The organism is Enterobacter cloacae complex sp. P1B (assembly GCF_014982345.1).
GTDB classification, from domain to species: Bacteria; Pseudomonadota; Gammaproteobacteria; order Enterobacterales; family Enterobacteriaceae; genus Enterobacter; species Enterobacter bugandensis.
Window position 1 is genome coordinate 328,704 of the sequence record NZ_JADCLF010000008.1, and the last position, 15,300, is coordinate 344,003.

General features: G+C 57.0%; 13 protein-coding genes. 4 read left to right on the forward strand and 9 right to left on the reverse strand.

Features of this window, described 5'->3' with window-relative positions:
- Window positions 1–45: 45 nt before the first annotated feature.
- A complete protein-coding gene (gene yejM, locus INF77_RS10000; RefSeq protein ID WP_028013888.1) occupies window positions 46–1,806 on the reverse strand; it encodes an LPS biosynthesis-modulating metalloenzyme YejM in 1,761 nt (586 codons plus the stop codon).
- 19 nt (window positions 1,807–1,825) lie between these two features.
- Window positions 1,826–2,053, reverse strand: a complete 228-nt coding sequence (locus INF77_RS10005; protein ID WP_014884596.1) for a YejL family protein — start codon at window positions 2,051–2,053, stop codon at window positions 1,826–1,828.
- Between the two features lie 134 nt (window positions 2,054–2,187).
- On the opposite strand from INF77_RS10005, the gene yejK reads away from it, so the two are divergent.
- A complete protein-coding gene (gene yejK, locus INF77_RS10010; protein WP_008500957.1) occupies window positions 2,188–3,195 on the forward strand; it encodes a nucleoid-associated protein YejK in 1,008 nt (335 codons plus the stop codon).
- A 50-nt stretch (window positions 3,196–3,245) separates the two neighbouring features.
- Here yejK and rplY read toward each other — a convergent pair whose 3' ends face one another.
- Both rplY and INF77_RS10020 read right to left on the reverse strand, forming a co-directional pair.
- Window positions 3,246–3,530: a 50S ribosomal protein L25 gene (gene rplY / locus INF77_RS10015; protein WP_028013887.1), complete on the reverse strand. Its 285-nt coding sequence runs from the start codon at window positions 3,528–3,530 to the stop codon at window positions 3,246–3,248.
- 125 nt (window positions 3,531–3,655) lie between these two features.
- Window positions 3,656–5,416, reverse strand: a complete 1,761-nt coding sequence (locus INF77_RS10020; protein WP_193532340.1) for a DEAD/DEAH box helicase — start codon at window positions 5,414–5,416, stop codon at window positions 3,656–3,658.
- Window positions 5,417–5,568: 152 nt separating this feature from the next.
- Here INF77_RS10020 and rsuA point away from each other — a divergent pair, with 152 nt between their 5' ends.
- From rsuA to INF77_RS10035, 3 genes are all read left to right on the forward strand, one after another.
- Complete coding sequence (gene rsuA, locus INF77_RS10025) at window positions 5,569–6,276, forward strand: 16S rRNA pseudouridine(516) synthase RsuA (RefSeq protein ID WP_028013885.1); 708 nt, start codon at window positions 5,569–5,571, stop codon at window positions 6,274–6,276.
- Window positions 6,277–6,291: 15 nt separating this feature from the next.
- A complete protein-coding gene (locus tag INF77_RS10030) occupies window positions 6,292–7,488 on the forward strand; it encodes a Bcr/CflA family multidrug efflux MFS transporter (protein WP_041908984.1) in 1,197 nt (398 codons plus the stop codon).
- Window positions 7,489–7,767: 279 nt separating this feature from the next.
- On the forward strand, window positions 7,768–8,112 hold the full coding sequence (locus tag INF77_RS10035) for a YejG family protein (RefSeq protein ID WP_028013883.1): 345 nt from the start codon (window positions 7,768–7,770) through the stop codon (window positions 8,110–8,112).
- Between the two features lie 3 nt (window positions 8,113–8,115).
- Here the strand turns inward: INF77_RS10035 and yejF are convergent, their stop codons facing one another.
- The 5 genes from yejF to INF77_RS10060 all read right to left on the reverse strand — a co-directional run bounded on the left by yejF (window position 8,116) and on the right by INF77_RS10060 (window position 15,272).
- The gene (yejF, locus tag INF77_RS10040; RefSeq protein ID WP_193532341.1) at window positions 8,116–9,705 is read right to left on the reverse strand and encodes a microcin C ABC transporter ATP-binding protein YejF; all 1,590 of its coding nucleotides are present in this window, start codon (window positions 9,703–9,705) and stop codon (window positions 8,116–8,118) included.
- Window position 9,706: 1 nt separating this feature from the next.
- Window positions 9,707–10,732 (reverse strand): ABC transporter permease, encoded by a 1,026-nt coding sequence (locus tag INF77_RS10045; protein WP_028013881.1) that lies wholly within the window; start codon window positions 10,730–10,732, stop codon window positions 9,707–9,709.
- Window positions 10,732–11,826 (reverse strand): microcin C ABC transporter permease YejB, encoded by a 1,095-nt coding sequence (locus INF77_RS10050; protein WP_028013880.1) that lies wholly within the window; start codon window positions 11,824–11,826, stop codon window positions 10,732–10,734. Before INF77_RS10050 ends, INF77_RS10045 begins: the two co-directional genes overlap by 1 nt.
- A 9-nt stretch (window positions 11,827–11,835) precedes the next feature.
- On the reverse strand, window positions 11,836–13,641 hold the full coding sequence (locus tag INF77_RS10055; RefSeq protein ID WP_028013879.1) for an extracellular solute-binding protein: 1,806 nt from the start codon (window positions 13,639–13,641) through the stop codon (window positions 11,836–11,838).
- 74 nt (window positions 13,642–13,715) lie between these two features.
- The gene (locus INF77_RS10060) at window positions 13,716–15,272 is read right to left on the reverse strand and encodes a cyclic di-GMP phosphodiesterase (protein ID WP_193532342.1); all 1,557 of its coding nucleotides are present in this window, start codon (window positions 15,270–15,272) and stop codon (window positions 13,716–13,718) included.
- Window positions 15,273–15,300: the final 28 nt, after the last annotated feature.

The window sequence follows — 15,300 nt, forward strand, 5'->3', positions numbered from 1 at the left end:
CGTTTCGAATGCAAGGGAATCCGTCGCTAACTGGTTTATTATTAATCAGTTAGCGATGAAGCGCTTCTCATCCGTCAGAACCTGTAACAGCAGGCTCAGCTGTGGTTTCTGGTCCTTCAGCCGTTCACCCTGCAGATTATAGGTCTGATAGTTCCCGTTGCTGTTCAGCACCAGCGTCAGCTTCGGCGTGGTCACCACCAGCGTGTTGCCGTCAGCTGCAGTCACCCAGTTATGGCGGCGCGTGGCGCTGAAGAGATCCTGCCCCTGCGAATACTCGTTTGCTGGCGTACTGACGTGCAGCAGGCGCTGCATCAGGGTCGTCATGACGTCTTTATGTTCTGTGAGCATATTGATGCGCTGCGCCGGCGTTCCCGGCCAGTGGATCACCAGCGGAACATGCAGGTTTGGACGTGACCAGCTCATGCTCTTCGTCTCGTCGCCTAACGGTACGCCATGCCCCGCGGTCACAATCACGACCGTGTTATCAAGCTTGCCTGATTCACGTAGCGCGTCCAGCACGCGGCCAATCTGTGCGTCAACATCGCTGGCCGCGCGGCCGTAGCGGCGCGCAAAGCCAGCCTGGTTGCTGTCGTTAAGCGTTGTGCCGTTAAAGGCCACCCACGAGAACCAGCGGTTATCTTCCTGCGCGTAGCGCTGCAGCCAGTTTATCCACTGGTTTGCGGTCTGGGCATCAGACTGGCTCTGCGCGGCAGGCAATGAGAAATCAGAGAGCAGCGCCTGGCGGTACAGTGAACTGTTGAAGCCGTCCGATGAGAACAGCCCTAACTGATAGCCCTGCTGATTAAGCCCGGTGATCAGCGCCGCAGGAATGCGCGCAGACAGCACGCCGTCCATGTATCCGGCAGAAATGCCATAGAACAGGCCAAAGATACCCGCATCGGTTGAGTTACCTGAACTCATATGCTGGGTAAACGACACGTTCTGACTCGCGAAATCGGCCAGCGCAGGCATCTGCTTCTCGTAACGAGAATAGTTGAGGCCATCGACGGTAATCAGCAGGACGTTTTGCCCGCGACCCATATCGCGATAGCGCAGATCGCTCAGTGGATACTGCACGCTAACCGCTTCCGGATTACCCTGTTCGACCAGACGGCGCTGGTACTCCTGGGCATCAAGCAGGCCGTGTTTCTCAAGGAAACGACGGGCCGTCATCGGATAAGAGAGCGGCAGGTTAGCGCGCTGCATGGTAATAGGGCGATAGAAGTTCGCATCCGCCCAGATATACATGAGGTGCGAACTGATAAATGAGACGAAAAAGAGCGCGGCGACGGGCTTCGCGTAATGGCGGCGTCGGGTCAGGCTGCGGAGCTTTTGCCAGCTCCAGGTGGCAAACAGCATCTCGATCAACAGGATCACCGGAACGCTGATGAACATCAGCTGCCAGTCGCGGGCCGTTTCGTTCTGGTCGGGGTTGATCACCAGTTCCCAGACGATAGGGTTGAGATGCAGGTGGAAGCGGGTGAACACTTCACTGTCGATAAGCAGCAGCGTCATCCCCACCGTCGCAAGGATTGCGGACAAGAACCGCATCAAACGCTGCGACATGACGATAAACGTCAGAGGAAACAGGATCAGCAGATAGGTGGCGAATACCAAAAAGCTAAAGTGACCAACAACGCTTATCCAGGAGTAGATACGCCCGGTTAGCGTTGTGGGCCAGTCTGCGACAAACAGATAACGACAGCCAATTACCGTCGCTAGCAGAATGTTGAACAGGGCAAACCAGTGTCCCCAGCTGACCATCTGGGAGACTTTTTCACGGTAGCGCTGACGATTCGTCACCATAAACTGTTGTTCGTTTCCCTTAATGGGCCTGGTCGTTGCTGACGGATGACTGTAACGCCTGGGCGAAAGATTTGGCGATCGCCTGACGCTGAGCCGGAGCAACGCTGGTGTTGATAAGGTTGGTGACCATATTTCCCAAAACCATCAGGGAGAGATCGGTCGGCGTTTTATGTTTTTCCAGTACGTTGACCAGCTCACTGAGCAGTTGTTCAACGTGTTCATCACTGTAGCGGGAATGTTGTGGCATAAATCAAAATCAGTTTGTTGATGAAAGGGCAACATATTACCGTAGCAACAGCTTTTTTTCCCCTTTTTTATCTGTTGTTGCACACATGTCCTGGTGGTGGTTGAATACCGCCCGGTCTAAAAGGAGAGTTTATCATGAGTCTGGAAATCAACCAGATTGCCTTGCACCAGCTTATCAAGCGTGATGAGCAAACCCTTGAAGTGGTGCTACGCGATTCGTTACTGGAACCCACGGCAACCGTTGTGGAAATGATGGCAGAGCTGCATCGCGTCTACAGCGCTAAAAATAAAGCCTATGGTCTGTTCAGCGAAGAGAGTGAGCTGGCCGATAGCCTGCGCCTGCAGCGTCAGGGCGAAGAGGATTTCCTGGCGTTTAGCCGCGCGGCAACCGGGCGTCTGCGCGACGAGCTGGCGAAATATCCGTTCGCCGACGGCGGTATTGTCCTGTTCTGCCACTATCGTTACCTGGCGGTCGAGTACCTGCTGGTTACCGTGCTGAATAACTTAAGCAGCATGCGCGTGAACGAGCAACTGGACATCAGCTCAACGCACTATCTGGATATCAACCATGCGGATATTGTGGCGCGTATTGATTTGACCGAGTGGGAAACTAACCCGGAGTCGACCCGCTACCTCACCTTCCTGAAGGGGCGGGTGGGCCGCAAAGTGGCGGATTTCTTTATGGACTTCCTCGGTGCCAGCGAAGGCCTGAACGCCAAAGCGCAGAACAAAGGGCTGCTGCAGGCCGTTGATGACTTCACGGCGGAAGCGCAGCTCGATAAATCTGAACGCCAGACCGTGCGTCAGCAGGTTTACAGCTACTGCAACGAACAGCTGCAGGCGGGGGAAGAGATTGAACTGGAGTCCCTGTCAAAAGAGCTGGCGGGCGTCAGCGAAGTGAGCTTCCAGGAATTCACCGCGGAGAAGGGCTATGAGCTTGAGGAGAGCTTCCCGGCGGATCGCAGCACGCTGCGTCAGTTAACCAAATTTGCCGGCAGCGGCGGTGGGTTAACCATCAACTTTGACGCCATGCTGTTGGGGGAACGCATCTTCTGGGATCCGGCCACCGATACCCTGACCATCAAAGGTACGCCGCCGAACCTGCGCGATCAGCTTCAGCGCCGCACGTCTGGCGGTAAATAGCAGCCATAAAAAAACCCCGCCGAAGCGGGGTTTTCTCGACAGGTTTGCGATTACGCGCGAACGAAGTCGATGTGAGTCAGTTTTGGCTTGAACGCGTGACGCTGAACAGCCTGAACCTTCACTTTTTCTTCTTTACCGCCAACAACGATGGTCAGAACTTCGCTGTAGAACTCAGCTTTGGTCTGCATGTTCCACACTTTGTCGTGATCCAGTTCGATAGCAACTGGAGCAGCTTCGCCACCGTAAACGATAGCCGGGAACTTGTTAGCGTTACGCAGGCGGCGGCTCGCACCCTTACCCTGCACGTTACGTACTTCTGCTTCGATAGTGAACATTGATTTCTCTCTGTATTTAAAACCCTACTACAGGCGACCCAGCAGCAGGTGAGTGTTCTGCCCCACGGATGTGAAGCGGGCGGCATTTTATACTCAAATGCCCCGCACATCAATGAAAAGTCCCGTTAACCGCGCAATTCATTTGCCCGACGGAAGCGACCTTCATAGTCAAAGACCTTCTCGCGAACCTGCCAGAACTGGCCTTTCTTACGGGCGACCACGAAGTCGGGGTGGCGCAGCAGCGCCTGCTGATGCACGATATCCGCCACGGTTATCCAGCGCAGCGGCACGCCAGGCGTGCGGGTATGCGGCCGGATAAACAGCTGCTCAAATGCCGTGCGCTGGGCAGGCGTCTGAACCCTGAACCGTTCGCTGACGTCAGCGCCATCCTCGTCGTAATAGGTGATTTTCAGCCATTCGCCTTTTTCATCCGCGCCGGGCTGCAGCGCCATGCCGGAGCAGCGCAGCACCAGCGCATCTTTCAGCTTCAGCGCCGCTTTCAGCATGTCGTCCGGGTCCACCAGCACCGTGTCGCACTCGCGGCAGCGGCGGGCGGCGATGTCATTTTCGGCGTTGCACTGCGGGCAGTTTTTGAAGCGGAAGCGGAAATCGCACTGCTCGCGATGTCCCTCATCATCCTCAAACCAGCCCTGACAGCGGCGGCCAAAGTGTTCAACCAGCGTGCCGTCGGCGGTGGTTTTTCCCCAGAAGGTGTTGGCAAAGCCGCAGGCCGGGCAAAACACCTGTACCGGCACGTTGTCGCTTTTGCCTTTTGGCGCGCCCACTTCCGGGGAGTACAGATCGTGCGGGTTGCCGGCGTAATCCAGTATCAGGCAGTCGGTTTTGCCCGGCGCCAGGCGCAGGCCACGGCCGACAATCTGCTGATACAGGCTGACGGATTCCGTCGGGCGCAGAATCGCAATCAGGTCGACGTGCGGGGCGTCAAACCCGGTGGTTAATACGGAGACATTCACCAGGTAGCGGAACTGCTGGGCTTTGAAAGCCTCAATCAGCCTGTCGCGCTCCGGGCCGGGCGTTTCGCCAGTGATCAGCGCTGCGTCGTCAGCGGGTAGCAGTCCCGTGATTTCGCGCGCGTGTTCGACGGTGGCAGCAAAAATCATCACCCCTTTACGCGTTTGCGCGAACTCTTCAATCTGGCTGATGATATGCGGCGTGATCCGCTTCTGTTTTTTCAGCTCATGGTTAAGATCCGCCTCGCTGAACAGCCCGTTGCTCTGCGCCTGTAAGCGGCTGAAATCGTACTGCACGACCGGCATATCCAGCCGCTCGGGCGGCGTCAGGTAGCCGTGCTTAATCATGTAGCGCAGCGGAAGTTCATAGATACAGTCGCTGAACAGCGCTTTCTCGTCGCCGCGCACCATGCCGTGATAATGAAAGCGGTAGATCCAGCCTTTGCCCAGACGAAACGGGGTTGCCGTCAGGCCGAGCAGGCGTAAGTGAGGGTTCACCTCTTTAAGGTGAGTGAGGATTTGCTGATACTGGCTGTCGTCGTCATCGCTGATGCGGTGACATTCGTCGACAATCAGCAGCGAAAACTCGCTGCGGAACAGATCCAGGTTACGGGCCACCGACTGTACGCTGCCGAAAACCACTTTGCCGTGGCTCTCTTTGCGCTTCAGCCCAGCGGCGAAAATGTCGGCTTCCAGCCCCAGCGCACAATATTTGGCATGGTTTTGCGCCACCAACTCTTTGACGTGGGCCAATACCAGCACGCGACCACGCGCCAGGCGCGCCAGTTCGGCAATGACCAGGCTCTTGCCTGCACCGGTCGGGAGGACAATGACCGCCGGTTCCCGGTGTTTACGGAACCAGGCGAGCGTCGCGTCAACGGCTTCCTGCTGATAGGGACGAAGTGTAAAAGTCATGGGGTCTCGGTTTCGTTAATCCGCATATAGTATGCCACGAAACTTTTTCCCTTGAGTGGCGCAACCAGACCATTATACTGAACCGTTCCTGACTGCTTCTTTTTTCGGACGCACGGTCCGACATCCAGCACCATTAAGGCTAAAAAGATTTCATGCGACTTGATAAGTTTATCGCTCAGCAACTCGGCGTAAGCCGCGCTATTGCCGGGCGCGAAATTCGCGCCAACCGCGTTACCGTGGATGGCGACATTGTGCGAGACAGCGCGTTCAAACTGCAGCCTGACCATCAGGTTGAGTACGACGGCAATCCGCTGACCCAGCAGCACGGTCCCCGCTATTTCATGCTCAATAAGCCGGAAGGCTATGTCTGCTCAACGGACGATCCGGATCACCCGACGGTGCTCTATTTCCTCGACGAGCCGGTGGCGCATAAGCTGCACGCCGCGGGCCGCCTCGACATCGACACTACCGGTCTGGTGCTGATGACCGACGACGGTCAGTGGTCGCATCGCATCACTTCCCCGCGCCACCACTGCGAGAAAACCTATCTGGTCACGCTGGAGTCACCGGTTGCGGATGACACGGCAGAGCAATTCGCGAAAGGCGTTCAGCTGCATAATGAAAAGGATCTGACCAAACCCGCCGTGCTTGAGGTCATCACCCCGACGGAGGTCCGTTTGACCATCAGCGAAGGACGCTACCATCAGGTGAAACGCATGTTTGCCGCCGTGGGTAACCACGTTGTGGGCCTGCACCGTGAACGCATCGGTGCGATTGCGCTCGATCCCGACCTGGCGCCTGGTGAATATCGTCCGCTGACGGAAGAAGAGATTGCCAGCGTCGGTCTGCCTTCGCACTAATTTCAGGAGAACCCTGTGACCACCAGGCCACACTCGTCGTTCAAAATTGTCTTCATTCTTGGCCTGCTGGCGATGCTGATGCCGCTGTCTATCGACATGTATCTGCCTGCGCTGCCGGTGATTTCCGCCCAGTTTGGCGTACCGGCAGGCAGCGCGCAGATGACGCTCAGCACCTATATTCTCGGTTTCGCGCTCGGACAGCTGCTGTATGGCCCAATGGCCGACAGCCTGGGGCGTAAGCCGGTTATTCTTGGCGGGACGCTGGTCTTTGCGGCCGCAGCGGTCGCCTGTGCGCTGGCGCAGAGTATCGATCAGCTGATTATCATGCGCTTCCTGCACGGGTTGGCCGCCGCTGCCGCGAGCGTGGTGATCAACGCCCTGATGCGTGATATCTACCCGAAAGAAGAGTTCTCCCGCATGATGTCGTTCGTCATGCTGGTGACGACGATTGCGCCGCTGGTGGCACCGATGGCCGGTGGTGCGGTGCTGGTGTGGTTTAGCTGGCACGCGATTTTCTGGATCCTGGCGCTGGCCGCGCTGCTGGCCTCGGCGATGATTTTCTTCTTTATTGATGAAACGCTGCCCGTCGAGCGCCGCCAGAAATTTCATATTCGAACCACGATAGGCAACTTTGCCTCGCTGTTTCGCCACAAGCGGGTGCTGAGCTACATGCTGGCGAGCGGGTTCAGCTTCGCCGGAATGTTCTCCTTCCTGAGTGCCGGGCCGTTTGTCTATATCGAGCTGAACCACGTTTCGCCGCAGCACTTTGGCTATTATTTTGCGCTCAATATCGTCTTCCTGTTTGTCCTGACCATCATTAACAGCCGCTTTGTCCGGCGGGTGGGCGCGCTGAACATGTTCCGCGCCGGGCTGTGGATCCAGTTTGTGATGGCGGTCTGGCTGGTGGTGAGCGCGTTTCTGGACGTGGGCTTCTGGGCGCTGGTGATCGGCGTGGCGGCCTTTGTCGGCTGCGTGTCGATGATCTCATCCAATGCGATGGCGGTGATCCTCGACGAATTCCCGCATATGGCGGGAACCGCATCGTCACTGGCGGGAACCTTCCGCTTCGGGATTGGTGCCATCGTCGGGGCGTTACTCTCTATGGCGACCTTTACTACGGCCTGGCCTATGCTGTGGGCGATGGCTTTTTGCGCAACCAGCTCTGTGCTTTTCTGTCTTTACGCCAGCCGGCCGCGAAAAGCGGCGCACTAACGCGCAGATAAGGCCCGAAAGGGCCTTTTTTGTTGACGCATATCAACCAAACTCGCGTTCGTTTATTCCGTGTTTGTTTATTTTATGTAAAATCTATTTATGTAAAAAGTCACATCATTGTATTCAAAAAGGTTGAGTTAGATCGCAGAAACGGGTACATATAGCGCCGACGCGAGCCTCGATACCGATAAAAAAGCGCTGAATAGTGCAGGTTGGCGATGATGTGTTACTATAAATGTAAATAAATTGTGAAGTAAATTTTGCTTCCGGGGAACGAACGTGAATACATTACAACTCTCCATTGTCCATCGCTTGCCCCAGAGCTATCGCTGGTCGGCGGGTTTTGCAGGTTCGAAAGTTGAACCGATTCCGCAAAGCGTCGCGGGCTGTGAGAATTGTCTGGTGGCGCTCAAGCTGCTGAGCCCGAGCGACGAAAATGCGTGGCGGGTGATGGAGCGTCTCAGCCAGGCCCTGACGGATATCGAAGTGGACAGCTCCGTACTGGAGTGCGAAGGGGAGCCGTGCCTGTTTGTCAAAAGCCAGGACGAATTCGCCGCGACCTGCCGCCTGAAAAACTTTGGCGTTGCGATTGCTGAACCTTTCTCCGGCCAGTATCCGTTTTAAGCGCTAGTCTGCCGCGAGCAGCTGGCGCGTGTAGCTCTGCGTTGGCGCAGTAAATACGCGCTGGCAATCACCCTGTTCGACCACCTCACCCTGTCGTAGCACAATCACCTGATGGCATAGCGCCCGAACCACCTGTAGATCATGGCTGATAAAGATATAGGCCAGCCGGTGCTTTTCCTGTAGCCCTTTGAGTAGCGCCAGGATCTGCGCCTGTACGGTTCTGTCCAGAGACGAGGTCGGTTCATCCAGAATAATCAGCTCCGGTTTCAGGATCAGCGCGCGGGCGATGGCGATACGCTGGCGCTGTCCGCCGGAAAATTCCGCAGGGTAGCGGTGGCGAGTGTCGGGATCTAAGCCCACTTCCGCCATCACCCGCATGACCTCCTGTTCCCGCTGTTGCGCACTCAGGCCAGGCTGGTGAACGCGCAGGCCCTCTTCGATAATCTGCAACACGCTGAGGCGCGGGTTAAGCGAGGAGTTGGGATCCTGAAATACCACCTGCATGCGGGGCCGCACGGGCAGCATCTGGCGGCGGTTCCAGCGGTGCAGCGGCATATCGTCAAACAGGATCTCGCCCTGAGAGGCAATTAAGCGCAGCAGCGCCAGACCGGTAGTGCTTTTCCCCGAACCGGATTCGCCCACCAGCCCCAGGGATTCACCCGGTCGCAGCGAGAAGCGGATATTTTTCAGCACCGGGTTCTGATCAACGATGCGCCGCAGAATGCCTTTGCGGATCGGGAACGAGACGGATAAATCATCGACGCGCAGCAGCGGTGTGCTGTCTGCCGTGAGAGGCACCGGGTCGCCGGAAGGTTCGCTGTCGAGCAGGCGCTGCGTATAGGGATGCTGCGGCGCGTTCAGCAGCGTGGACGCGGTATTCTGTTCAACGCAGCGCCCGTTTTGCATGACCGCGACGCTGTCGGCCAGCTTTTTCACGATGCTCAGGTTGTGCGTGATAAACAGCAGGCTCATGTCCAGCTCGTCACGCAGCTCCCTCAAGAGCGTCAGAATTTGCGCCTGCACCGTGACGTCCAGCGCTGTCGTCGGCTCGTCGGCAATCAACAGTTCGGGGCGCGTGAGCAGGGCCATGGCAATCATTACCCGCTGGCGTTCGCCGCCGGAGAGCTGATGCGGAAAATCATTCAGCCGTTTGGCCGCGTTGCGTATGCCTGTACGTTCCAGACAATCCAGAATTTCGCCCCGCGCGGCCTCTTTGCGCATCCCCCGATGAAGTGACAGCACTTCATAGAGCTGTTTTTCCAGCGTATGCAGTGGGTTGAGCGACACCATCGGCTCCTGGAAGATCATGGCAATCTTATTGCCGCGAATACCGCGCAGGGTATGTTCATCAGCGTGCAGCAGCGAACTGCCGTGGAACAGAATATCCCCTTGCGGATAGCTCACGGGCGGGGAGGGCAGCAGACGCAGGATGGAGAGCGCCGAGACGCTCTTGCCCGAACCGGATTCACCCACCAGCGCCAGCGTTTCACCGCGCTGGATCTGCAGCGACAGGTCGGTGACCACGGTACGGGTCTCGCCCTGCTTCGAGAAGGCAATCGACAGGCGATCAATACTGAGAAGAGGCTGCGTCATCTTATACCGCCTTGTTGGGATCGAAGGCATCGCGCACGGCTTCGCCAATAAAAATCAGCAGCGAAAGCAGCACGGCCACGGAAAGAAAGGCGGTGATGCCCAGCCACGGCGCCTGCAGGTTGTTCTTGCCCTGCAGCAGCAGTTCGCCGAGCGACGGCGACCCCAGCGGCAGGCCGAAGCCCAGAAAGTCCAGCGAGGTGAGGGTGGTGATGGAGCTGCACAGAATAAAGGGCAGGAAGGTGAGGGTCGCCACTACCGCATTGGGAAGCATATGGCGGAAGATGATTGCGCGATCGCTCACGCCTAACGCCTGCGCGGCGCGAATATAGTCGAAATTACGGGTGCGCAGAAACTCTGCCCGCACCACGCCCACCAGAGCCATCCAGCCAAACAGAACGGTGATGCCCAGCAGCCACCAGAAGCCCGGCTGTACCACGCTGGAAAGCAGAATGATCAGAAACAGCGTTGGCATACCGGACCAGACTTCGATGATACGCTGCCCCCACAGGTCAATTTTTCCGCCGTAGTAGCCCTGAACGGCGCCGGCCACTACGCCCATTACGCTGGAGAAGACGGTCAGCATCAATCCAAAGAGAATAGAAATCCGCGTACCGTAGAGGATGCGCGCCAGCACGTCGCCGCCGTTGGCGTCCGTCCCCAGCCAGTTTTGCGCAGAGGGCGGAGAAGGGAAGGGGGTTGTGGTCGCGAAGTTAATGCTGTTGGCGCCAAAGCGTACCGGAGCCCAGAGGGCCCAGCCGTGCTGTTCGATCTGCTGACGCAGCCACGGATCCTGGTACTCCGCCGGGGTGGCAAACGGGCCGCCGAAGTCGCTTTCACTGTAGTTAGCCAGTACCGGCACGTACCAGCGGTCGTTAAAGTGCACCAGCAACGGTTTGTCGTTGGCGATCAGCTCCGAACACATGCTCAGGACAAACAGGACAGCAAAAATCCACAGCGACCAGTAGCCGCGGCGGTTATGGCGAAAACGGGCCCAGCGGGCCTGGTTAACGGGGCTTAAACGCGGCATCAGCGGCCCTCAAAATCAATTCGGGGATCGACCAGCGTATAGCTGATATCGCTGATGATATTCAGCAGCAGGCCAATCAGGGTGAAAATATAGAGCGTGCCAAACATTACCGGATAATCGCGCGATACGGTGGCTTCGTAGCCCAGCAGGCCGAGACCGTTGAGCGAGAACATCACCTCAATCAGCAGCGAGCCGGTAAAAAACATGCTGATGAACGTGGCTGGAAATCCGGCAATCACCAGCAGCATGGCGTTGCGGAAAACGTGTTTCCACATAATCTGCTTCTCGCTGACCCCTTTGGCGCGGGCGGTCACGACATACTGCTTGCGGATTTCATCGAGAAAGGCGTTTTTCGTTAACATGGTCAGGGCGGCAAACCCGCCGATCACCGTCGCCAGCACCGGCAGCGTGATATGCCAGAGATAGTCGGTGATTTTCTGGTACCACGGCAGCGTGCTGAAATCGGCGGAGACCAGCCCCCGCAGCGGAAAGATGTCGAAATAGCTGCCTCCGGCAAAGAAGACAATCAGCAGAACGGCAAACAGAAACGCCGGAATAGCATAGCCGATGATGATGAAGGTGCTGCTCCAGATATCGAAGCGGCTGCCGTTATGCACCGCTTTTCGGATCCCGAGCGGTATAGAGACCAGATAGATAATCAGCGTCCCCCACAGCCCCAGCGTGACCGAAACCGGCAGGCTTTGCTTGATCAACGTTAATACGGACGCACTGCGGAACAGGCTATCGCCAAAATCAAAGCGGATATAATCCCAGAGCATCTTGAAATAGCGCTCGTGTATCGGCTTATCAAAGCCGTAGCGATGGGTGATCTCGGCGATCACTTCAGGATCCAGCCCGCGCCCGCCGCGGTAGTGGCTTTCACTGATATTCCCCACGCCGGTTCGCGCATGGCTGGCACCCATGCCTTCTCCGCCGCCGCCGGGCATGCCGCCGCTGTTGCCAAACTCAATGGCGGCAATGGCCTGGTCGACCGGCCCGCCCGGGGCAATTTGCACGATAAAAAAGTTAATGGTGATAATGGCCCACAGCGTGGGAATGACCAGCAGAAGTCGGCGTATTAAATAGGCACCCATGATAATTCCTTATCGCCGCTCGGCGGGCAGTCTGGCGGCTTTATTCACGTCATACCACCAGGTGTCAAAGCCCAGAGAATAGACAGGGCGCACGGCAGGCACGGAGAACTTGTCCCAGCGCGCAAGGCGGTCTTCGCCCATATACCACATGGGCAGCATGTAGTAGTTCCAGGTTAACACCCTGTCGAGGGCGCGACCAAGCGGCAAGAGCTTATCTTTATCGCCCTGCGCCGCCACAATTTTCGCAATCAGGGCATCAATCGCCGGGCTTTTTACGCCTGGCGCATTGTACGAGGAGTCGATGTAGCTGGAGGCCCAGGAGATTTGCAGATCCGAGCTGGGCCACGGCTGTGCGGGCCACAGGCGTTGCATCATGTCGTAATCGCGGCTGCGCATGCGGTTGGTAATCTGCGCGTTATCGACCTGGCGAATGTTCATGGTGATCCCCAGCCGCGCAAGGTTGTGCTTAAACGGCAGCACCCACTGATCGTTGCCGCCGGAGGAGAGCAGCAGTTCAAAGCTTAAAGGCTTGCCGGTTTTCGCATTGACGCGTTTCTGGTTCTTCAGCTGCCAGCCTGCCTCATCCAGCAGCTTGCTGGCCTTCAGCAGGTTGTCGCGGTCGTAGCCGTCACCCTTTGAAGCGGGCGGCTGAAACACCGTGGTAAACACCTCCGGCGGCACTTCCGCTTTCAGCGGCGCCAGCAGGAGCAGTTCGTCGGCTTTAGGGTAGTCGCGCGCGGCATATTCGGTGTTCTGGAAATAGCTGTTCGCGCGGCTGTACGCCCCGTAAAACAGGGCTTTGTTCATCCATTCAAAATCGAAGGCCAGGGAAATGGCTTCCCGAACGCGGCGGTCGGTAAATACCGGGCGCTGAATATTAAACGCCAGCCAGCGCGTGTCCTGGGCGGATTCGTTTTTGTGCTCGTCTTTGACGATGTAGCCTTTCGTGAAGTTTTTGCCGATATAGCGGGTCGCCCAGTTTTTGGCGCTGTTCTCCACGCGTAAATCGAAGGCGCCGGCCTTGAACGCTTCAAACGCCACGTTATCGTCGAGGTAGTAGTCATAGCGAAGGGTGTCGAAATTCCAGCGCCCGCGGTTTACCGGCAGGTTAGCCGCCCAGTAATCTTTCACGCGGGAATAGACCACGTACTGCCCCATGCGCCAGTCGGTAATGCGGTAAGGGCCACCGGCCAGCGGCGGCGTGGAGAGCGGGTCACTTAACTTATGGTTTTTCCAGAACGATTCAGGCATAACCGGCAGCGAGAACAGGCTAAGCATATTCTCTTTGTTCGGTTCGCTCAGCTCAATGCGTACGGTGAGGGGCGCAATGGCGCGCACCGTTGCGCCTTTATACACAATGCGGAACTGGGGAACGCCTTCGGTCATAAATTTATGAAACGTAAAAGCGACGTCGCTGGCCTTGACCGGCGTGCCGTCGTGAAAGCGGGCCCGGGGGTTTAGGGTAATTTCGGCCCAGGCGAAGTTATCCGCATAGCGCACGTTATCGGCAATCAGCGGGTAATAGCTGCCGGGTTCATCATCCGACGTGACAAAAAGCGTGTCATAGAGCGATTCCGTTCGCGCCGCGGCCACGCCGCGCAGGGCGAAGCGGTTAAAGTTGTCGAACGTTCCGGTAGCCGAGAGCGTGACCTTTCCACCCTTAGGGGCGGCAGGATTGACGTAATCGAAGTGCGTAAAATTGACCGCGTATTTTGGCTCGCCAATCACGGCGAACGCGATGTTCTCTTTGATGGTTTGCGCCTGGCTGGACAGGCTCACGACTGCCAACCAAAGCAACATAAAGCGCATAAACATCTCGCGGCGGCTCCCTCTTTTACAGACCGGCTCAGTTAAGCTGAATAATAAGTGACGCCACGGGCAATGTGAAATTATTCCCCGTCAGGCGACACTGTATTTTGCCACGTGCGGAACTGCTCCAGCGGCATCGGGCGGCTAATCCAGTAACCCTGCAGATAATTAACCCCATGCTCGCGCAGCCAGGCCGCCTGTTCCGGTGTTTCCACCCCTTCCGCAACGGTCGACATATTCAGTCGTCTTGCCAGCGTCAGTACGGCATCCAGCACCGGGGAGGTCACGGTTTCTGTGCCAATGGCGTTGACAAAGCCACGGTCGATTTTCAGGTAGTCCATGGTGAAATGTTCAAGATAAATCAGCGCGCTGTGGCCGGTGCCGAAATCGTCGATGGCAATTTCAAACCCTTCGTTATGCAGCCATTCGAAGAGGCTGTTAGCTTCCCGATGGTTCAGCATGTCGCGCTCGGTAATTTCCAGTACGATCTGGAAGTAATCAGGCGGCAGCAGGGCTTTGAAGGTGCGCATATCGTCTTTGAAACTTTCCGCATGCAGATGCCCCGGCGCGATATTAATGCCCACTTTGGCACCCGGCGGCAGCACGGTCTGTAGCACTGGCGCATCGTGAATAATCAGGTCAAAAAGATGCAGCGTGAGCGGAACAATCAGCTTCTGCGCTTCGGCAAAATTGATAAAGGCGTCCGGCGGGATCTCACCCATGGTCGGGTGCTTCCAGCGCATCAGCACTTCAAGCCCGGTCATCCTGAGCGATTTGGCGTCGACAACGGGCTGATAAACCACATAAAACTGGCCGCGCTTGATGGCGCTCAGAATCTCTTTGCCCGGATTGAGACGCGTCGTGAGGATGTAGAAGTTAAGCGACCCTGCCGCAATCCCGCACACCAGCCCGAAGAACAGAGCGTAAAGTATCTCATCGGTCGTCCACTCCTCGGCGTACAGGTTGATGGTCAGAGGAACGTCTTTGAGCGTCGCGGTGCGCGCCGGCGTTTCATGTAAATCCTTCGCTTTGACGAGGGCGCTTGAGGCAGTGGATAACGCATTGTCGCCGATGACGATCGCGATGCCTGCAAACTCGTCCTGGCGCGCGGTGTAAAGCAGGTAAGGCGTCAGGTTGAGATTCACCGAGGTGAATACGCCGCCGTCCTTCACAAGCGGATTACGATACCAGATGGCAATCGCGGGCTTATTGGGCAGCATGGGCGTGCCGGGGAGCAGTGCGATATCAACCTGCTTGTTGATGTGCAGCTCGGGTATCAGCTCCTCCATCGTGGCATTCATTGGGCCTGTGGCTGACGAGCAGAACGCCATTTTGTCTCTGACCAGCAGGAAGGCGCGTACGTTGAGGCTGAAGGCCGCGCGCGAGGTCAGCTCCGCGTTAACGTCCTGGCAATTATTGAGCGTCAGCGGCTGGAGCACGTCGATGGAGGCTTTCAGCTCGTCAAAATAGCTCTCCATGTAGATGCGCACATCCATGATCAACGTATCGAATCGGATTTCCCGCTTGTGGTAGCTCCAGAAAAATTGCAATGAACCCAGGAGCAGGGCGGCGATCAGGCCGGTAATGATACTGAGGAACAGTATCTTTCGATGACTGGAGAAGTAGCGGGTGAGCATAAACGTCGTGGTTCCTGAATTGCCGCTG